The following is an 18,756-nucleotide window of genomic DNA, read 5'->3' as shown; positions in this document are numbered from 1 at the left end:
AAGGGGAAGGTGTCAGCGCTTCGCGTCGACGGCGACGAACAGGGCCCCGGTCCAGGCCGTGTCGCGCGGGGACACCAGGCGGAAGTCCAGCCGGTCACCGCCGTGCCGCAGCCCCTTGTCGAGCTCGAAGACGTCGGAGTCGTACCCGAGCGTGTTCGGATACGCGGGTGTGCGTCCCGGGGCCGTCCGGCCGGGCTCGCTGATGGTCGAGTTCAGTACGTCGTCACGGGGGTTCACGCCGTTGGCCAGACGGGTCGTCAGGCCGCCCGCCGACAGGGTGAGTGAGCCGCCGCTCCGCCCGCGGTCACCGTCGTAGGCGACGAGTCCCGCACGCCCTTCGGCCCCCTTGGGGAACTTCATGCCGGGCAGCCGGACCGTCCGGTCGCCGCCCGCGCCCAGCGGGTCGAAGCCGTCCCACATCGCCAGGTGCCGCAGCGGCTCCGACTCCTTCTCGTACGCCACCATCAGCGTCCAGCCGCCCCACGCCCCGGCTGCCGAGTGGCCCATCGCCACGTTGACCTGCGCCACGGTGTAGGCGCCCGCGCCGCTGGAGCGCACCAGACGGGTGACGTCCGCCGAGGCCTGGAACGCGTCCGCGCCGTGCGCGACCCGGTGCCCGACGACGGTGTCCGCGAGCACCTCCTTGTACTGGCCGCCCGGTTCGGCGATCAGCACCCGCCCGTTGTCCTTGGGCGGCTTCTGCTCACCGACCCGGAGGTTGCCGCCCCAGTACAGCCGCGCGTACGAGACCCGGGCGCCGGCCGGCGGGCGGACCTCGGCGCGGCTGGAGTTGTAGGTGTTCGGGTCGTTGTCGACGTCGATGTAGAACATCTCGAAGTCGTCGTTGTCGTCGTTCGCGGCCGCCCGGCCCTCGCGTGCGGCGGGACAGGACGCCGCCGACCGCTCGACGGGCCGTCGGCAGGTGATGGACGAGTTGGCGGCCCGGACGATGCCGCCGTGCTGGAGCGCGCGGTACCGCTGGGTGAAGGCGAGACTCTCGGCCTCGGCGGCCGGCGCGGTCGAGGGTGTCGAAGCCGCCGACGCTGTAGACGTCGTCGATGTGGTTGACGTCGTGGGCATGGCAGGCGCGGCCGCCGCCGGTCCGCCCGGTGCCCAGAGCGAGGCGAGGGAAAAGGCACCCACCATTCCACGGCGCAGCAGAAGACCCAGGGAATTGCGCATGACCGGCATTGCCCTTTCGGGGGGAATTTCGGGGGAAGAGGTTCTGACCCTGCGGACGGACAGCTGCGGACATCACCTGAGTGCCGCCATGACTCCCCGTCTGTTTCAAGCGGCCTGAGGAGGAACGCAACTGTAGCCGCTATCCGTATTTATCGGTGAAACCCGTCAAGTGTGTCGTAATAATGCTGCATACACTGGTTTACGCCGTGCCGGGCGGAGGCTCCGTCGTGGGCCCGGCCTCCGCCCGGTACTTGGACCGGGACTTCACCCATTTGGTGGCACAACCCGCGCCTTTGCCGCGCGTTGATCCAGAGCCGGGCACCCCGCCCGGGTTGTTGTGTCAATCCCAAGGAGCACCTCTCCATGTCGCGTATCGCGAAGGGCCTGGTCCTTACCTCCGTTGCCGCCGCCGCCATGGCGGGCACCGGTGGCGTCGCCGCCGCCGACAGTGACGCGCACGGCTTTGCCGCCCACTCCCCGGGCGTCCTGTCGGGCAACCTGATCCAGGTCCCCGTCCACGTGCCGGTCAACGTCTGCGGCAACACCGTGAACGTCATCGCGCTGCTGAACCCGGCGTTCGGCAACGAGTGCGCCAACGACTGACGTCGCTGCGCAGCCCTTGACCGGCCGTCCTCCCGCAGGGAGGGCGGCCGGTCCGCGTTGCCCCGAATGGACGGAGAGGCGCCAACCGCCCTGGGAATGCCCGGGCATGGCGCCTCACCAGGGACAACGGACGCGGCGGCGGGCCCGGGCCGCTACGGAGCGAGGTTGTTCGGTTGCAGGAGGTGCTCACCGATTCCACGGTGAGCACAAGATCCGTACGCACCACCGAAAGGACCCCTCCATGCGTGCTCTGCCCGCACGGCGTATCGCGGCCCCCGCACTCTGCGCCACGCTTCTGCTCGGGATCGCCGGACCGGCCGCCGTGGCCGCCGACCACGACTCGACCCGCGACGCCCGTTCCATAGCGGCCCAGGCGCCGGTGCCCGGAGCGGACGCTCTGCTGGCGCAGGTCAAGAGCCTCGGCGACGTCGGCGGAGTGCTCACGCCGGTCACCGACCTGCTCAACGCCGTGCTCAAGGCCGACGGCGGCCAGCTCCCCGCCGCCGACGCGGCCAAGCTCGCCGACGCGGTGAAGGCCGCCATCGCCAAGGCCTCCGCGGCCGCCCCGGCCGCAGGCGCGTTGACCCCGCCGGTCAAGGCCGAGCGGGAGCAGGCCGCGCCGACGGCACCGGCAGCGCCGACCGCACCGCCCACTCCGACGGCACCGGCCAAGCCGGCGGTTCCGGCCATGCCCGCCGTTCCGTCGGCACCGGCCAAGCCCACGACGCCCGACGCCGCGACGTCGCCGGTCGAGCCGGCCGCCCCGGCCACCCCCACGACCCCCGCCAAGCCCGCCGCTCCGGCCACGCCGGTCACCCCCGTCACGCCGGTCGCCCCGCCGGCCGCGCTGCCGGAGGTGCCGAAGCTTCCGGCGGCCCCCGTGCTGCCGATGCCGAAGGACGCCGAGCGTGCGGTCGCCGAGGCCCCGCTCGACCTCAAGGCCGACGCCCTCAAGGCCCTGCAGGCCGCGGTCGACTCCCTGATCAAGGCCGCCACCAGCGGTGACGTCGCCGGTGTCGCGGCGGCCGCGCTGGCCGTCGTGACCGGCCTCGTCAACGTCGTCGTCGCCACGGTGCTCGGCGGCGGCCTGCCCGCGGCGAACCTGCCGGGCCTGCCCAAGCTGCCCCTGCCCACGGGCGCGCTGCCGCTGCCCACCGGCGGTCTGCTGCCGTCCTGAGCCGCGTCCCGGCCGTTGGGCCGGCCCGTCACCCGGGCCGGCCCAACGGCTGTTTTCATATGAGGGATCCCATTTGAGGATTTGACACACCCTTCAATTGGGTGGCTTCCAGAAATTTTCGGCAAACGGAGTTTCCGCCCGGAACGGGGATCGTTGGGCAGGGCGCAGTTCAGCGAAATTTCCCTCCGGTGACGCGAGTTGCCGACGAAAGGAACACGATGAAGTCCCTGAAGGCCGCCGCAGCCGTCGCCGGGTCCCTGGTCATCGCTGCTGCCGCAGCGCCCGCCTTTGCCGCCGACCTCACGCCCTCCAGTCTCAACGGCGGCCTCGACTCGGCGCTCGGCGCGCTCACCACCGAGCCGGTGGACGCCGCGGACGCCATGCCCCTGCAGTCGCAGTCGAACGCGCTCGACACGTCGAACAAGGACTCCGTGCTGAACACCGTCGACGGCGCGACGAAGGCCCTCAACTCGGCGGAGGGTCCCACGGGGCTCCTGGGCGGACTTCCCCTCCAGAAGTGACTTCGGACGTAACTCCGGGCGCGGGATCGGACGCAACTTCCGGAAGTGACGAAGGGCCGGTTCCGCATCACGCGGAACCGGCCCTTCGGTCTGTTCTCCGATTATCCGCGCCGTTCCGATTGTTCTTTCCGGCCGTTCGACACCGTCCCCCGTTCGTGTGGAGACCCGGCCGGAAATCCCCCGGGCGAGTGAGAAACGGAGCGGACGCATTCCGGCGCGTCGATACGGTTCCGCGGTGACCTCAACATCAAGCGAAACGCGTCCTTTCCGTGCCGCCGACCTCGGCACGCTCGTCGTCATGGCGTGGAGCGGCGAACACCCCGACGGCGACATGCCCTTCCTGCTGGCCTACTCGCTCGGTGACGGCGAGGGCGGCCCCGAGGGCTCCACGGCCGCCGTCGAGCAACTGCTGCACCGCAGTGGCCTGCCCATCGGCGACGAGATCGTCGACGGCACCCGGCAGCCCAGCTTCCCCGTCGGTCTCCTCGTCGAGGCCGGCCAGGCCGTCGTCACCATGGCCCACCTCAACGCCCAGTGCACCGTGCCGCCGGAGTGGCTCGCCGCGGTCGGCGAACGCGGCTACGCCTACTTCCTGTTCACCACCCGCCCCTGGCCCGAGGCCGAGCCGGGCAAGCCCGTCGCGCCGGAGGCGCTGGCCGCCTTCGCGGGCGACGAGAAGACCCTGAACAGCGCGGCGCACGCCCTCCTCCCGGCCCGCAGCCTGCGCGGCTGACGATGCGCACAGCGGGCGCCGGCCGCGCGTTCGCCCTGCTGCTGGTGATCACGGGCGCGGCCGGACTGCTGGCCTCCTGGGTCATCACCATCGACAAGTTCAAGCTGCTGGAGGACCCGGACTTCACCCCGGGCTGCAGCCTGAACCCGGTCGTCTCCTGCGGCAACATCATGAAGAGCGACCAGGCCTCCGCCTTCGGGTTCCCCAACCCGATGCTCGGTCTGGTCGCCTACGGCATCGTGATCTGCGTCGGCGCGAGCCTGCTGGCCGGTGCGGTGTTCCCGCGCTGGTACTGGCTGACGCTCGACGCGGGCACGCTGTTCGGCGTCGGATTCGTGACGTGGCTCCAGTACGAGTCGCTGTACAGCATCAACGCGCTGTGCCTGTGGTGCTGCCTTGCCTGGATCGCCACCGTCGTCATGTTCTGGTACGTCACGTCGTTCAACGTACGAAATGAATTCCTGCCCGCGCCGGGCTGGGTGAAGGGATTCCTCGCCGAATTCACGTGGGTGCCGCCGGTCCTGCATCTGGGGATCATCGGAATGCTCGTGTTGACGCGTTGGTGGGACTTCTGGACGAGCTGACAATTGCATCCACCGGGGGAATTTTGACCTGATGTCGTTCGCCGTGTCGTTACGCGTTTCGGACGCAGCTCCCGAATCCCGAAAGGCCCGTACCTGAGATGAAGTCGACCACCCGAGGAACTCTTGCCGCCGTCGTGACCTGTGTGGCGGCCGCTGTCGCGACGCCCGCCGTCGCGGCCGACGGGCTCCCGGTCGCCGTACCGCTGGACGGTGTGGAGAACTCGCTGAACATGGAGATGCCCAGGATCGGCGGCACCCTGCCGCTGCCCACGCCGGGCAACCCCGACGGGCCGCGGTACGTCGAGGGCCGGCTGCTGCCGGACCGGGCCGTCCCGCAGCTGCCGGTCACCAGCGACCTGCCGTCCCTCGACCTGCGTACGCCGGTGCCGCGCGTTCTCGGGGACACCTTCGACCACGTCGCCGCCAGTACGCCCACGTCCGACCTGCGCGCCCTGACGCCCGGTGCCTCGCTGGACGCCCCGCTGACCGCGCCGCAGGCGGACAAGCTCGGTCTTCCGGCCCCGAAGCTGCCCGAGGTCGGTCTCCTCGCGCCGGTTCTGCAGGCGGCACCGGGGGCGAACCTGGGCCTCGCGCCCGGGCTGTAGACACAACAGCCCGACCCGGCCAACAGGCCGTTCGGGCCGGACAGTTCATGGAGGAGTGCGGGTGGGAGTGGTGAACGGTACGCGGCGGGACGTCCTGAGAGGGCTGCTCGTCGCGGCCGTCGCCGCCGCCCTGACTCCGCTCGTCGCGGCCTCGCGACCGTCCCGTCCGTCGCGCGCCGAGCCGCCCGCGTCCGGCGAACCGGCCGAGTCCGAGGCCGAGTTCGACGAGATGTATCGCGGACGGTGGATCCGTGGGTTCAAGGACGCCGCAGGCGCTGAAGACGCCGCGGTCGTCGAGGACACGGACAGTGGTGTCAGGCGCGCCGGTGCCGTCGGCTCCGCGTCGGCCGGGCAGTGGCGGGTCACCGTGGACGACCGGCCGCTGCACCTCATGCGGCGGGCCGACGGCGGCTATCTGACCATGATCGACCACTACCAGTCGTATCCGACGCCGCTCGCCGCCGCCCGCGGGGCCGTCGACGAACTGGGCGGCACACTGCGGCTGCGCGCGGCCGCTGTGGAGGCGGACCCGGGGGAGGGGCACGGGCATGGCGTACACGCGTAAGAACGTGAGCGCGCTGACACGGGCCGAGCGGCGCAGGCTCGTCGGCGCGTTCCTGGAGATCAAACGCACCGGCGAGTACGACGAGTTCGTCCGCATGCACATCGACCACTACGTGTCGGACGGTGACGGCGGGCTGCGTACGGCCCATATGGCGCCCTCCTTCCTGCCCTGGCACCGGCGGTTCCTGCTGGAACTGGAGCGGGCGCTGCGGCGGGTCGACTCCGGGGTGTCCGTGCCGTACTGGGACTGGACGAAGGACCGGACGCCCGCCGCCTCGCTGTGGGGGGAGGACCTGCTCGGGGGCAACGGGCGGCGCTCCGACCGGCAGGTGACGACCGGGCCGTTCGCCTACCGGCACAAGAAGTGGGTCGTCAAGGAGTCGATGACCGACGGCGAGTACCTCATGCGCGACCTAGGCCGGCCCCACGATCCGCTGGCTCTCCCGACCGCGGACGAGCTCGCGCGGGCCCTCAAGGACCCCGTGTACGACACGGCGCCCTGGGACTCCACCTCCTCCCGCGGCTTCCGGAACAAGCTCGAAGGGTGGGGGGCCGGGCGGGGCAACGACGCCTGGCGCAACCACAATCGCGTGCACCGCTGGGTCGGCGGGCACATGCTCGGCGGGGCCTCGGTCAACGACCCCGTCTTCTGGCTGCACCACTCCTTCGTGGACTTGCTCTGGACCCGCTGGCAGAAGCGGCACAAGGGGGCCCGGTATCTGCCAGCGTCGCCGCCGGAGCTCGGGGACCGGCAGCGGGGGCGGGTGGTCGCGCGGCACGAGGAGATGCCGCCGTGGGGCATGACGCCGGACGAGTTGGAGGACTACAGCCGGATCTACCGGTACGTCTGATGCGCCGGTGGCGGGTGACGTGTGACCGCTGATGGGTTACGGGTGTTCGGTGACGCGTGACAGGTGGACAGGGAAAGCCCCCGGTGGTGTGTACCGCCGGGGGCCTTCGCGTGAGTGCGGTGACTCAGTGGCCGTAGCCCTTGGGGCCGTGTCCCTTGGGGCCGTGGTGACCCTTGGGGCCGTGGTGACCCTTCGGGCCGTCGTCGAGGTTCGCGCACTTGTTGCCGAACGTCGGGTTCAGCAGGGCGATGATGTTCACGGTGTTGCCGCAGACGTTGACCGGCACGTGGACCGGGACCTGGATGACGTTGCCCGACAGGACGCCGGGCGAGCCGACGGCCTTGCCCTCGGCGCCCGCGTCCGCCATGGCCAGACCGGCTCCACTGATCACAACGGCACCCGTGCCGAGGGCCACACCGGCCGCCTTCGCGATGCGAGACTTCACGTTCACTCCTTCGATTTCGGTGAGCGCGGCTGCTCCTACGCGACCGCACTGTCCGTTCAACGCGAGGGCCCACAGAGGGTAACGGTGCTCATCGGGGCATCATCCACCAAGATGCTTCATATGGGGTGATAAAGCATATGAGTGTCCTCCTCGTTCGGTTCCCTGTGGCGGTCCGGCCCCGGCTCGCGGAACAGGCGGCCGGGCCACCAGAACCAGCGGCCCAGGTCGAGGGCGAGGGCCGGCACCAGGACCGTACGGACGAGGAAGGTGTCCAGGAGGACGCCGATGCCGACGATGACGCCCATCTGGGCCATCGTCACCAGGGGCAGCCCGGCGAACACCGCGAAGGTGGCGGCCAGGACGACGCCCGCGGAGGTGATCACGCCTCCCGTGCTGGTCAGGCCCTCCAGGACGCCGCGGGTGTGACCGAGGCGGGCGGCCTCCTCCTTCACCCGGTGCATGAGGAAGATGTTGTAGTCGATGCCGAGGGCGACCAGGAAGACGAAGCCCATGAGCGGGATCGACCAGTCGACGCCCGCGAAGTCCAGGACGTGCTCGAAGAGCAGGTTCGAGGCGCCGAGTGCCGCGAAGTACGACAGTACGACGGTGGCCAGGAGCAGCAGCGGGGCGACGAGGGCGCGCAGCAGCCAGACGAGTACGGCGAGGACGACCAGCAGCACGACCGGGATGACCGTGGTGAGGTCGCGGTCGGCGGCCCGCTGGGTGTCCAGTGCCTCCGCGGTGGTGCCGCCCACCAGGGCGTCCTGCCGGTGCACCGCGTCGCGCAGGGCGTCGACGGTGTCCTTGGCGGCCCGGCTGTCGGGGGCGTCCTTCAGCACCACGTCCAGCGTGGCGAGCCGGCCGTCCGGCGTACGGTCTCCGGTCCCGACGCGGGCGACACCGGGCACCGACCGCGCGGACTCCCGCACCCCGGCGGCCCGGTCCGAGTCGGTGACGATCGTCGCCGGGTCCGAGGCGCCCGACGGGTAGTGGGCGGAGATCCTCTCCTGCGCGACGACCGACTCGGGCTTGTCCTGGAACATCTCGGCCTGGGTCAGGCCCAGGTTGATCCCGGCGCGCTGAGGGCAAGTACGCCCGTGACGACGACCGGCCCGGGCTGGTCCATGACCGGCTCGGGGCGCACGTGGGCCCGCACCACGGCGCAACAGGTGTCACGACCTGCCGTGGCGTTCGGGATGTGTGTCGGGGATGTCGTTCCGCTTCGGTACGGCCGGGAGTTGGCGCTCCCGGCCGTACGCGGGGTGGTTCGGTGGTTCGGTCCAGCGGTGCTTCGGCTCAGCAGTGGTGCGGTGGCAAGGCCCTTGGCGTCGCCCGTTACTCGATCTCGCGCATCATCTTCTCCATCGAGTTGACCGACAGGCGCGTCTGCGTCAGCTCGTCGAGGGTCTGCCGCTGCTCCTCGACCGTACGGCGCTGCAACTCCACGGTGTCCTCCAGGAGTTGGGCGTACTTCGAGGCCAACTCCTTGTACTGCTGCTCGCGGGCGGCCAGCATGCGGGCGCGCCAGGTGGCGGCGACCTGCCAGACGATCACGATCAGCAGGGAGAAGAGCCCGGCCGCGCCGACGGCGCCGACCAGAACCCCCAGGTCGTCGGCGCTCGCGGCGGTCGTCACCAGTTGCTCCTTCACTTGGCTTCCTCTTTCGCGGTCTTCACGGTCTTCGTGGTCCTCGCGGGCTGATCCGCCTTGTCCGCCTTATCCGCCTTGCCTGTCGTCGGCTCGGTGATCGTCGTGGCCGCCCCCGCGATGACGTGCGGCGTCAGGCGGTAGCAGAACGGGGCGACTTCGAAGTACTTCATCGCCTTGCCGTCCTCCGAGAGTTCGAGCGTGCCGACGATCAGTCCGGCTGCTTCCAGCCGTTGCAGGTGCATGTGCAGCAGCGGGCGGCCCATACCGATCTCGCGAGCCAGCGCGCTGACGTAGTTCCGGCGCTCCAGGAGGGCCGCGACGATCCGCAGGCGGTGCGGATTGCCCAGCGCGGAGAACACCTTCAGCAGCTCGTCGCCGGTTGGAGGGATCGGGGTGAGGTCGGGGTGAGATGGGGGGCATCTCAGGGTCGCGTCAGGGTTGCGTCGGGATCGGGACCGGCTCACTGGCGCGTCGGGACCCGGCTCACTGGCGTGTGCAGCGGCCCTTCGGGCTGTCGGCCGGGGGGCTGCACTGGAGGCTGTAGTCCGCCGACGCCGTGCTCAGGTAGCGGCCGACGCAGGTGGTCGACGTGGTCCTGCCGCGCTCGGCGCAGAAGCTCAGGGCGGCGCGGCCGTCGGTGAACGGGCCCGGGGCGTAGATGACCCAGAAGCCCGGGCGGAGTGAGGCGTAGTCGTCGCTGCGGACGTAGACCGCCTCGGGGACGGTCTTGCGGATGGTAGCGAGCCGTTGGTCCCGCGTGGCGGTGCCGGAGCTGACCGGTTCGGAGAACAGCTGGGCGATCCAGCGGCCTTCGGAGGCGGGCGGGGCGGTCGCCTCCTTGGACGGGGAGGCGGCCGGCTGCGAGGCCTCCTTCGACGGCGCGGGTGTCGATTCGGGCGTGGGCGTCTGCTTCGCGGACGGGGAGGTCGCGGCGCCGGACGCCGAAACGCCGCCGCCCTTGGCCTTGCTGTCGTCGCCGTCCGAGTCGCGCAGGTTCAGGACGAGCGCGGTCGCGGCCGTCGCGAGGGCGGCCACGACGACGGCGACGGTGGCGATGAGGGCCGGGCGCCCCCTGCGCCCCCGCGGAGGCACGTTCTGGACGCGCGTCGGATGTTCGCCGACCGGCTCGGCGGGAACGGGACCGCCGGGAACCGTGCTGCCGGGCCCGGAGCTGCCGGAAACCGTGCTGCCGGGCCCGGAGCCGCCGGGAATCGTGCTGCCGGGCCCGGGCCTGCCGGGAACCGTGCCGCCGGACGCGGGCGGTACGGACACGACGTGCGTCGGAGCCGTCGTAGGGCCGGGCGGCAGCGGGGCCGTCGCCGTCGGGAGCGCCCAGTCCGGAGTCGTACCCGACTCGACCTGCGCCAGCATCGCGTCCAGCCGCGCCGCGTCGGGGCGGGCCGCCGGATCCCGTACGAGCAGGGCCTGGAGCACGGGCGAGAGCGGGCCGGAGCGCACCGGCGGCGGCACGGCCTCGTCGAGGACGGCGGCGAGGGTGCCCAGGGTGGTGCCGCGGCGCAGCGGGCTGATGCCCTCCACGCAGACGTACAGGACGAGCCCCAGGGACCAGAGGTCGGACGCCGGGTCGTCGTCGTTGCCGCGGATCCGCTCGGGGGCGATGTACTCGGGGGAGCCGATGAGTTCGCCGGTGGCCGTCAGTGCGGTCGACCCCTGGAGCGCCGCGATGCCGAAGTCGGTGAGCACGGCGGAGCCGTCGGCGCGCAGCAGGATGTTGGCGGGTTTGACGTCCCGGTGCTGGATGCCCGCCGCGACCGCCGCGCGCAGGGCGGCGAGCACCTGACGGCCGATACGGGCGGCCTCCGACGGGGTCAACGGGCCGTCGGCCAGCCGCTCCTGGAGCGAGACGCCGTCCACCAGTTCCATGACGAGCCAGGGGTGCGGGTCGTCGTCGATGATGTGGTGGATCATCACCACGTTCGGATGGCTGATCCGGGCGAGCGCCCGCGCCTCGCGCAGCACCCGCTCACGGACGGAGGCGGAGGCCGCCGCGTCGTGCCGTACGGCCTTGAGGGCGACCTCCCGGTGCAGCACGCTGTCGCGGGCCCGCCACACCGTCCCCATACCGCCGCTGCCGAGCCGCGCGAGCAGCTCGAACCGCCCGTCGACCATGTCCCCCGATGCGTTCATGGCGGACAGATTAGTGGGGCTCGCCCGGCCCTCAGGACGTCGGGTGCGTACGTCCGAAGCAGCGCTCCAGTTCGTTCAGCTCGTAGAACGCGCTGCCCTTGGACACCGGGCGGCAGCCCTTCCTGAACGCGGTCTCCTTCTCGTTGTAGAGCATGCGTACGAGATAGGTGTGACCCTTGCGGAACACGTCCCACTGGATGTTCGCGGCCATCGGCGCCACGGACGCGCCACGCCAGGGGTTGTCGGCGTAGGTGTACGGGCGCTGGGCGGTCACGTCGAGCAGCGCCCGCACCCGGGGCCCGAACTCCTTGCCCGCCCCGGTCAGCTGCCCCTCGCTCGCCGCCTGGTCCCACAGCTTGAGGATGAGGTCCCCGTCCTCGCCGTCGGTCGCGGCACGCGACCCGTGCCGGGAGACGTTCTCCGTGAACACCGGCTCGAATCCCCGGGGCGCGGCCTGGTACGTCCGCGGGTTCTGCCCGGGCTCGTACGACGCCTTCGTTCCGTAGCTGTCGCTGTGCCCGCCGGTCGAGTTGCCGGTCGAACCGCCGACCGAACCGCCGACCGAACCGCCGGTCGAACGGCCGGTGGAGTGGCTTGCGGCGTGGGCGGGCAGCGCGCCGGAGAGGAGGGCGCACAGGGCGAGGGCGAGGGCGGGAGTGACGCCGGGAGCAAGACCGGGGGAGAGGCGTCTCATGGGTCGTCGCTTCATGGGTGGGCCGTCGTTTCGTCGGGTGGGAGAGGCCGTGTCCGCAGTTGTGGCCTCTGGGTGGGGATCGAACGATCCGCCGCATCGTTTCCGCCGTGGGCCAACACCTGGTGACCGAGGTGTGGCTGGATTCCGACCGCTGGTCCATGGGGGAACCATGGGCTGGTCAAGGGCGGGTGTGCCGGTTCTCGACGGCGTCGTGACCGGCCGAGCGGTGTCGTACAGCGCCGAGCAGTGGCGTGATACCGGGGTCATTTTCGGACATTTTTCGGACCCCGAACGGTGAATGGCGCCCGGTTCGGGCGTCCCTGAGGCACTCGCAGCGCTCGAAGCGGGCCGGGAGGAGTCGGGGAATGTCGTGCGTGTGTCCGCTGCGGCTGCCCGCGGAGAGACGCTCCGACCAGCAAAAAAGCCCTCCCGGAGGGGAGGGCGGGGAGAGGCGCCCCCGGCAGGACTCGAACCTGCGGCCAAGCGCTTAGAAGGCGCCTGCTCTATCCACTGAGCTACGGGGGCCGGGTGTGGTGGCCTGTGGTGCTGGTGCCCGGGTGTGGGCGGGTCCGTGACCTTGCCGGGGACAAGGATAGAGCGCCCGGGTCCCTGTCCTTGGTGCTTCGCCTCCGTGGCTCGATGTGGAGGTTCAGTGAAGCGGTCCTGATAATCGCAGGCAGGTGCGAATCGTGCATCGCTTTTGGCGTCTCACGCCCCGGGTGTTGTGCACTCGTTATGCCTGCGCCCCATGCGTCCCTTCCGCCTCGTATGTCCGATCGGCGCGCAGACATGCTCATATGCTTCAGAAAGCCTCCAAAATTGGGCATTCTTCGCATGTGGTGACCTTGGACGTACGGCCTCAGCTGCTCGACGCACTTTCCGCCCTGCGCGACCGTGTCGCCGCCGCACGCTTCCCGCTGCCCCTGGCGGGGGCTCCACGCGCGCGTGCCAACCGCGACGAACTGCTCGCGCAACTCGACGACTATCTCGTGCCCCGGTTGAGAGAACCCGAAGCACCCTTGCTCGCCGTGATCGGAGGATCGACAGGGGCGGGCAAGTCCACACTGGTCAACTCCCTTGTGGGGCGGCGGGTCAGCGAAGCCGGGGTACTGCGGCCCACGACCCGCACTCCGGTGCTCGTGTGCCACCCGGAGGACCATCACTGGTTCAGCGGTATGCGCGTACTGCCCGACCTCACGCGCGTGTGGGTGCCCCAACAGGACGCCCTGGACGATCCGCTGCTGCCGGGTGAGGACGACGGGCGCGTGCTGCGCATCGAGACCGCCGACACCCTCCCGCGCGGGCTCGCCCTCCTCGACGCGCCCGACATCGACTCCCTCGTGGCCGACAACAGGGTGCTCGCCGCCGAACTGATCTGCGCGGCCGACATCTGGGTGATGGTCACCACGGCCGCCCGGTACGCGGATGCGGTGCCGTGGCATCTGCTCCGTACCGCGAAGGAACACGACGCGACGCTCGTCACGGTCCTCGACCGGGTGCCCCACCAGGTCGTCTCGGAGGTGTCGCGGCAGTACGGCGCGCTCCTCGCCAAGGCGGGACTCGGCGACGTACCCCGTTTCACCGTGCCCGAGTTGCCCGAGTCGGCATGGGGTGGGGGGCTGCTTCCGGCCACCGCGGTGGCGCCCCTGCTCGCCTGGCTCACCGAACAGGTGGAGGATCCCGGCGCCCGGCAGCAGGCGATGGCACGCACGGCGTACGGGGTGCTCGACTCGCTGAAGACGCGGATGCCCGAGCTGGCTGGTGCGGCGGCCGCGCAGTACGCCGCCGCCCTGCGGCTCACCGCGGCCGTCGACGGGGCGTACGACAGCGAGCACGCGCGCGTACGGGGCCGTTTGCAGGCCGGGGCCGTGCTCGCCGGGGACGCGCTCAAGCGGTGGCGCAGCTATCCGCTGGACTGCACCGCCGGCGAACTGCTCGACGCGCTCGCCGAGAGCCTGGCCGCGCTGCTGCTGTGCGCGGTCACCGCCGCCGACGAGCGCATCGACGAGGCCTGGCGCCGCGAACCCGGTGCGGCCGCGCCGGGGCTGACGGACCGTGATCCGACGCTGGAGAGCGCCGAGCACCGCATCGGGATGGCCGTGCGGCGCTGGCGGCGGATCCTCGAGGAGTACGCCGAGGAGGAGGTGCGTGCTCTTGAGAAGAGCGTCGCGCCCGACCCCGAGGTGGTGGCGGCGCTGGTCGCCACCGCGCTCCTGGGCGGCCGACGGGCGCGGTCCGCGGGCGAAGGGCTCGCCGAGCGGATCGGGGCCCACGGCGCCCTGCGGCTGCGCGACAAGGGCGGGCGGCTGCTCAGCGACTACCTCGACAAGACCCTGCACACCGAACGGGAGCGGCGGCTCGCGCCGCTCGACGCACTCGACGTACACCCCGAACCCCAGGCCGAACTCATCGCCGCGCTGTCTGTACTGCAGAAGGAGAGGTGATCGTGGTGACCGCCGTCACGGACCACACGGATCACGCCGATCACCCCGGAGACGACGAAGGGCGCGAGGGCAGCGGCAGTGGGCACGCGCGCGTGGAGGACGATTTCGTGACCGACCACAAGGACGCCCGCAAGAAGGACTTCGGCAAGAAGGACTTCGGCAAGGAGGATCCCGGCAAGAAGGACGCCGGCAAGAAGGACGCCGTCAAGGGAGGTGTTCGTTCGGAGAGCCGCATGTTCGGGCTCTTGCGCGTGGAGATCGGCGACGAACCCGAGAAGCCCCCTTCCAGGGGCGACATGGACGGCTCCGACGGTACTGATGGCAAGGGCCGCGTGGACGGCATGGCAGGCGACACCGCGGACTCCGGCGTCGCCTGGGACGACGGGCTGATCGCGCGGCGTGTGTCCGCCACGGCGGAGGGACAGGCCAGGCCCGTGAAGGAGGCAGTCGTGGACAGCAGGCCGCCCGTGGTGACCCCTCTCGCGTACGACGGGTCGCTTCGGTCCCGTCTCGACGCGCTGCGTGAACTGGTGGGGCTCTCCCGCACCCGGCTCGACAGCAGGACGCTCGCCGAGGCGGGACAGGTCCTGGACGAGGCCACGGCGCGTCGCAGGCTCTCCGGGCAGCACACCGTCGTCGCCATCGCGGGCGCCACCGGGAGCGGCAAGTCGCAGCTCTTCAACGCGCTCGCCGGAGTGGCCATTTCGGAGACCGGGGTCCGCAGGCCGACCACCGCCGCGCCCATCGCGTGCAGCTGGAGCGACGGCGCGGCGAGCCTCATCGACCGGCTCGGCATCCCCGGACGGCTGCGGCGGCGACCGCTGCAGAGCGCGGAGGCCGAGGCGCAGTTGCGCGGGCTCGTCCTGGTGGACCTGCCCGACCACGACTCCGCGGCGGTCCAGCACCGCGAACAGGTGGACCGCATCCTGGCGCTCGTAGACGCCGTCATCTGGGTCGTCGACCCGGAGAAGTACGCCGACGCCGTGCTGCACGAGCGCTATCTGCGCCCCATGGCCGGACACGCGGAGGTCACCTTCGTAGTCCTCAACCAGATCGACCGGCTGCCCGGGGAGGCCGCCGACCAGGTCCTCGACGACCTGCGGCGGCTGCTCGACGAGGACGGGATCGCACTCGGCGAGTACGGCGAGCCGGGCGCGACCGTCCTCTCCCTGTCCGCGCTCACCGGGGACGGCGTCCCGGAACTGCGCGAGGTACTCGGTCACTTCGTGGCCGAGCGGGGAGCCGCGGCGCGCCGGATCTCCGCCGATGTGGACGCGGCAGCGGCCCGTCTGTGGCCGGTCTACGCGAACCGGCGGCAGGCCGGGCTCACCGAGGAGGCGCGCGACGAGTTCGCCGACCGGCTGGCGGACGCGGTCGGCGCCACGGCGGCCGGCGAGGCGGCCGAGCGGGCGTGGCGCCGCAACGCCAACCGCGCGTGCGGCACGCCCTGGCTGCGACTGTGGCGCTGGTACCAGGACCGGCGCGAACCACCGACCGGGCGCCTGGCCGTACGGACCCACGCCGACGAGGAGGCCACGGCACGGCAGCGCGTCGAGCAGGCGGTCCGTACGGTCGCCGAGCAGGCGGCCGGCGGACTGCCCGCACCCTGGGCACAGGCGGTGCGCGAGGCGGCCGTACGAGGGTCCCAGGGGTTGTGTGAGGCGCTCGACGAGTTGGCCGTACGAGCCGGTGCGCCGGTCGGACGGCCGCCGAGGCCCGGCTGGTGGCCGGTCGCCGTACTGGCCCAGGCGGCCATGACGATCCTCCAGGCCATCGGCGGGCTCTGGCTGCTGGGGCAGGTCGTCGGCTTCATGTCACCGAATCTCGGGGTGCCCGTGCTGCTGATGGTGATCGGCATCGTGGGCGGACCGGGCGTCGAGTGGGCCTGCCGGCTGGCGGCGCGCGGGCCGGCGCGGCGGTACGGGCTGGAGGCGGAACGGCGGTTGCGGGAGGCGGCGTCGGGGTGCGGCCGGGCCCGGGTTCTCGATCCGCTGGCGGCGGAGCTGCTGCGGTACCGGGAGGTGCGGGAGCAGTACCTGCGGGTCACGGGGGTTGGCGTCTAGGGCCTGGCCGACAGTTCGCGTCGCGGGGCTGGCGGCACCTCCCGGCCGGAGGCTGGAGGAGGGAACGGTCGGACAGGCCCCGGATGGAGTGAAGTTCTCGTTCGGGTGGCGGAGTTGTCCACAACCGGGCGGTGGCCCACAGCGCTCAGCGGGCTCGGGCCGGCGGAGGCAGTCTGGAACCGCGGCGATCACGACGCGATCACATCGCGGTCGCCGCACCGGACGCAGCCGTACGGGACGGGCCCGTGGGCGTGGACAGGGGAAGGCATCCGCGATGAACGAGACGACAGTGTGCGTGGTGGGGAACGTGGCGACGCAGCCGGTGTTCCGGGAGACGGCGACGGGCGCGTCGGCGAGGTTCCGGCTGGCGGTGACGCAGCGGTACTGGGACCGGGAGAAGAACGCCTGGACGGACGGGCACACCAACTTCTTCACGGTGTGGGCCAATCGGGCGCTCGCGACGAACGTTCAGGCGTCCGTCTCGGTGGGCGAGCCGCTCGTGGTGCGGGGGAGGCTGAAGGTCCGCTCCGAGCTGCGCGACGGGCAGTCGTGGACGGGCGCGGACATCGAGGCCACGGCGATCGGCCACGATCTGGCGCGCGGCACCGCGGCGTTCCGGCGGGCCCACAAGGGCGAGACGCCGTCGGAGACACCGGCCAGGCCGGAGCCCAACTGGGAGACGGAGCCGAGGGCTCAGGCGGCCGAGACCGCTCAACAGCAACAGCAACAGCAACAGGGGCAACAGAAGCAACAGCGTCAGGAACCTGCTCTGGTGACGTGACATCAGGTACATACCAGGCACACACCTGGTATTGGATTCATCGTCCGACCGAAGTGCGGCTTATCGGCGAATGTGTTCCGAACGGTCCCCATGGATTTGTCGATAAGCCCAGCTCACGCCTCATCCTGGCGATAACGATTCCGAGTCGGATCGCTTGTCCGATGTCATGACCGGGGAGAGAGGTGCGCCCCGTCCTTAGGATGCCGGGCATAGCTCTCGGGGCTTCTGATTCTGCTGGTGGGACCGTAACCCCCCACGTCAACGGGTCCTGCTCGAAGGGGAATTCTGTGCTTTCTTCGTTCTCTGCGTCGTCCGTGCGCGGGCGGGGCGCCGCCCGGTTCGCCGCGGTGGCGCTGGTGTCAGGACTCGCTGCCGTGAGCGTTCTGACGGCCGCGAGCACGGCCGCCGCCGACGAACTCCCCCTGAGCCGGGGCGGCGCGACCGCCACCATAGGTGAGCTGAAGACGTCCGGAACCGCCGTCATCCACGAGAACGGCGAGGACAAGCAGGTGCCCGCGGGGCTGTTCGAGATGTCCGTCGACAACGGCGGCACCCTGCAGACCTACTGCGTCGACCTCCACAACCCGACCCAGATGGACGCCAAGTACCAGGAGACGCCCTGGAGCGGCACGTCGCTGAACGGCAACCCCGACGCGGGCAGGATCCGCTGGATCCTGCAGAACTCCTACCCGCAGGTGAACGACCTCGCCGCGCTGGCCGCCAAGGCGGGTGCGAGCGGTCTCACCGAGCAGGACGCGGCGGCCGGCACACAGGTGGCGATCTGGCGGTACTCGGACGGTGCCGACGTGGACGCCGTCGACCCGCAGGCGGAGAAGCTCGCCGACTATCTGCAGCACAACGCGCGCAACCTCGCGGAGCCCGAGGCCTCGCTCACCCTGGATCCGCCCGCGGTCTCCGGTCACGCCGGTGAGCTGCTCGGCCCGGTCACCGTGCACACCAACGCGGGCAGTGTGACGGTCACGCCGCCCGCCGACGCGACCAGCGGAGTGCTGGTCGTCGACAAGGACGGCAAGGAGATCACGTCCGCGGCCGACGGCGGCGAACTGTTCTTCGACGTCCCCGAGGACACCGCGGACGGTTCGGCCGCGCTGACGGTGCAGGCCTCGACCACCGTGCCGGTCGGCCGGGCCTTCGCCTCCGAGACCAGGAGCCAGACCCAGATCCTCGCCGGCTCCAGCGAGTCGACGGTCTCCGCGACGGCCACCGCGAACTGGGCGAAGACCGGCGCGATACCCGCGCTGTCGGCCGAGAAGAACTGCGCCAAGGGCGGCGTGGACATCACGGCGGCCAACGAGGGCGACGAGGCGTTCACCTTCGAGCTGATGGGCGCCGAGCACACCATCGCGGCAGGCGCGTCACAGACCGTGACGATCCCGCTGCAGGAGGACCAGGCGTACGACTTCACGATCAAGGGGCCGAACGGCTACGAGAAGCGGTTCAAGGGCGTACTCGACTGCCGGACGCAGAGCAGCACCGCCGGCGAGACGCCCCAGACGCTGAACGCCCCCAGCCCGGCCACGGTCGGCGGCACCTCCGCCACCACGGTCGACCTCGCCGAGACCGGCGCCTCCAGCTCCACCCCGGTGATAGCCGGGATCGCGATCGGCCTGGTCGTGATCGGCGGCGCGGCCGTGCTCTTCGTCCGCAAGAAGAAGACCCCCGAGCAGGACTGAAGCAACGAAGAAGACGG

18 protein-coding genes, 1 tRNA gene and 1 pseudogene are annotated in these 18,756 nt (G+C 71.2%); 12 read left to right on the top strand and 8 right to left on the bottom strand.

Annotated features, from left to right (window positions below):
• Positions 1-12: 12 nt before the first annotated feature.
• Positions 13-1,182: a DUF3344 domain-containing protein gene (locus ACZ5VQ_RS44420; protein WP_469109975.1), complete on the bottom strand. Its 1,170-nt coding sequence runs from the start codon at positions 1,180-1,182 to the stop codon at positions 13-15.
• Positions 1,183-1,545: 363 nt separating this feature from the next.
• Here ACZ5VQ_RS44420 and ACZ5VQ_RS44415 point away from each other — a divergent pair, with 363 nt between their 5' ends.
• The 8 genes from ACZ5VQ_RS44415 (at position 1,546) to ACZ5VQ_RS44380 (ending at position 6,820) form a co-directional block, all read left to right on the top strand.
• Positions 1,546-1,785: a chaplin gene (locus ACZ5VQ_RS44415; RefSeq protein WP_200398086.1), complete on the top strand. Its 240-nt coding sequence runs from the start codon at positions 1,546-1,548 to the stop codon at positions 1,783-1,785.
• A 241-nt stretch (positions 1,786-2,026) separates the two neighbouring features.
• Positions 2,027-2,962, top strand: coding sequence for a hypothetical protein (locus tag ACZ5VQ_RS44410; RefSeq protein ID WP_469109974.1), 936 nt, complete (start codon positions 2,027-2,029; stop codon positions 2,960-2,962).
• Positions 2,963-3,180: 218 nt separating this feature from the next.
• Positions 3,181-3,483 (top strand): hypothetical protein, encoded by a 303-nt coding sequence (locus ACZ5VQ_RS44405; protein ID WP_469109973.1) that lies wholly within the window; start codon positions 3,181-3,183, stop codon positions 3,481-3,483.
• A gap of 235 nt (positions 3,484-3,718) precedes the next feature.
• On the top strand, positions 3,719-4,216 hold the full coding sequence (locus ACZ5VQ_RS44400; protein ID WP_362079698.1) for a DUF5949 family protein: 498 nt from the start codon (positions 3,719-3,721) through the stop codon (positions 4,214-4,216).
• Between the two features lie 2 nt (positions 4,217-4,218).
• On the top strand, positions 4,219-4,800 hold the full coding sequence (locus ACZ5VQ_RS44395; RefSeq protein WP_469109972.1) for a vitamin K epoxide reductase family protein: 582 nt from the start codon (positions 4,219-4,221) through the stop codon (positions 4,798-4,800).
• Positions 4,801-4,898: 98 nt separating this feature from the next.
• On the top strand, positions 4,899-5,405 hold the full coding sequence (locus ACZ5VQ_RS44390) for a hypothetical protein (protein ID WP_362079692.1): 507 nt from the start codon (positions 4,899-4,901) through the stop codon (positions 5,403-5,405).
• A 61-nt stretch (positions 5,406-5,466) separates the two neighbouring features.
• Positions 5,467-5,970, top strand: coding sequence for a tyrosinase family oxidase copper chaperone (locus tag ACZ5VQ_RS44385; protein ID WP_469109971.1), 504 nt, complete (start codon positions 5,467-5,469; stop codon positions 5,968-5,970).
• Complete coding sequence (locus tag ACZ5VQ_RS44380; RefSeq protein ID WP_469109970.1) at positions 5,954-6,820, top strand: tyrosinase family protein; 867 nt, start codon at positions 5,954-5,956, stop codon at positions 6,818-6,820. Before ACZ5VQ_RS44385 ends, ACZ5VQ_RS44380 begins: the two co-directional genes overlap by 17 nt.
• Positions 6,821-6,944: 124 nt before the next feature.
• Here the strand turns inward: ACZ5VQ_RS44380 and ACZ5VQ_RS44375 are convergent, their stop codons facing one another.
• The 7 genes and pseudogenes from ACZ5VQ_RS44375 to ACZ5VQ_RS44345 all read right to left on the bottom strand — a co-directional run bounded on the left by ACZ5VQ_RS44375 (position 6,945) and on the right by ACZ5VQ_RS44345 (position 12,282).
• Positions 6,945-7,265, bottom strand: a complete 321-nt coding sequence (locus ACZ5VQ_RS44375) for a chaplin (protein WP_469109969.1) — start codon at positions 7,263-7,265, stop codon at positions 6,945-6,947.
• 116 nt (positions 7,266-7,381) lie between these two features.
• A pseudogene (locus tag ACZ5VQ_RS44370) lies at positions 7,382-8,367 on the bottom strand (MMPL family transporter); the annotation flags it as partial.
• A 233-nt stretch (positions 8,368-8,600) separates the two neighbouring features.
• Positions 8,601-8,915, bottom strand: coding sequence for a hypothetical protein (locus ACZ5VQ_RS44365; RefSeq protein ID WP_469109968.1), 315 nt, complete (start codon positions 8,913-8,915; stop codon positions 8,601-8,603).
• On the bottom strand, positions 8,912-9,304 hold the full coding sequence (locus ACZ5VQ_RS44360) for an ArsR/SmtB family transcription factor (protein ID WP_469109992.1): 393 nt from the start codon (positions 9,302-9,304) through the stop codon (positions 8,912-8,914). Before ACZ5VQ_RS44360 ends, ACZ5VQ_RS44365 begins: the two co-directional genes overlap by 4 nt.
• Positions 9,305-9,398: 94 nt before the next feature.
• Entirely contained in the window at positions 9,399-11,063 is a 1,665-nt protein-coding gene (locus ACZ5VQ_RS44355) for a serine/threonine-protein kinase (RefSeq protein WP_469109967.1), read from the bottom strand.
• Positions 11,064-11,094: 31 nt separating this feature from the next.
• Positions 11,095-11,757: a hypothetical protein gene (locus ACZ5VQ_RS44350; RefSeq protein ID WP_469109966.1), complete on the bottom strand. Its 663-nt coding sequence runs from the start codon at positions 11,755-11,757 to the stop codon at positions 11,095-11,097.
• A 452-nt stretch (positions 11,758-12,209) separates the two neighbouring features.
• Positions 12,210-12,282 (bottom strand) — tRNA-Arg (locus ACZ5VQ_RS44345).
• 311 nt (positions 12,283-12,593) lie between these two features.
• Between ACZ5VQ_RS44345 and ACZ5VQ_RS44340 the strand changes: the two genes are divergently transcribed.
• The 4 genes from ACZ5VQ_RS44340 (at position 12,594) to ACZ5VQ_RS44325 (ending at position 18,739) form a co-directional block, all read left to right on the top strand.
• Entirely contained in the window at positions 12,594-14,201 is a 1,608-nt protein-coding gene (locus ACZ5VQ_RS44340; protein WP_362079666.1) for a dynamin family protein, read from the top strand.
• A gap of 5 nt (positions 14,202-14,206) precedes the next feature.
• Positions 14,207-16,264 carry a GTPase gene (locus ACZ5VQ_RS44335; protein WP_469109991.1) on the top strand — a complete coding sequence of 686 codons (2,058 nt, stop codon included), beginning with the start codon at positions 14,207-14,209 and terminating at the stop codon, positions 16,262-16,264.
• Positions 16,265-16,538: 274 nt separating this feature from the next.
• Positions 16,539-17,045: a single-stranded DNA-binding protein gene (locus ACZ5VQ_RS44330; protein ID WP_469109965.1), complete on the top strand. Its 507-nt coding sequence runs from the start codon at positions 16,539-16,541 to the stop codon at positions 17,043-17,045.
• 287 nt (positions 17,046-17,332) lie between these two features.
• Positions 17,333-18,739 carry a Cys-Gln thioester bond-forming surface protein gene (locus ACZ5VQ_RS44325; RefSeq protein ID WP_469109964.1) on the top strand — a complete coding sequence of 469 codons (1,407 nt, stop codon included), beginning with the start codon at positions 17,333-17,335 and terminating at the stop codon, positions 18,737-18,739.
• Positions 18,740-18,756 lie beyond the last annotated feature (17 nt).

This window comes from Streptomyces sp. NPDC033178 (assembly GCF_055577685.1).
This window is presented reverse-complemented; position numbering and strand designations above follow the sequence as displayed.

What these genes read in the sequence shown, in the direction of transcription:
- ACZ5VQ_RS44420 (WP_469109975.1), bottom strand. Translation starts at nt 1,182, where the DNA reads ATGCGCAATTCCCTGGGTCTTCTGCTGCGCCGTGGAATGGTGGGTGCC.
- ACZ5VQ_RS44415 (WP_200398086.1), top strand. Translation starts at nt 1,546, where the DNA reads ATGTCGCGTATCGCGAAGGGCCTGGTCCTTACCTCCGTTGCCGCCGCC.
- ACZ5VQ_RS44410 (WP_469109974.1), top strand. Translation starts at nt 2,027, where the DNA reads ATGCGTGCTCTGCCCGCACGGCGTATCGCGGCCCCCGCACTCTGCGCC.
- ACZ5VQ_RS44405 (WP_469109973.1), top strand. Translation starts at nt 3,181, where the DNA reads ATGAAGTCCCTGAAGGCCGCCGCAGCCGTCGCCGGGTCCCTGGTCATC.
- ACZ5VQ_RS44395 (WP_469109972.1), top strand. Translation starts at nt 4,219, where the DNA reads ATGCGCACAGCGGGCGCCGGCCGCGCGTTCGCCCTGCTGCTGGTGATC.
- ACZ5VQ_RS44390 (WP_362079692.1), top strand. Translation starts at nt 4,899, where the DNA reads ATGAAGTCGACCACCCGAGGAACTCTTGCCGCCGTCGTGACCTGTGTG.
- ACZ5VQ_RS44380 (WP_469109970.1), top strand. Translation starts at nt 5,954, where the DNA reads ATGGCGTACACGCGTAAGAACGTGAGCGCGCTGACACGGGCCGAGCGG.
- ACZ5VQ_RS44355 (WP_469109967.1), bottom strand. Translation starts at nt 11,063, where the DNA reads ATGAACGCATCGGGGGACATGGTCGACGGGCGGTTCGAGCTGCTCGCG.
- ACZ5VQ_RS44350 (WP_469109966.1), bottom strand. Translation starts at nt 11,757, where the DNA reads ATGAGACGCCTCTCCCCCGGTCTTGCTCCCGGCGTCACTCCCGCCCTC.
- ACZ5VQ_RS44330 (WP_469109965.1), top strand. Translation starts at nt 16,539, where the DNA reads ATGAACGAGACGACAGTGTGCGTGGTGGGGAACGTGGCGACGCAGCCG.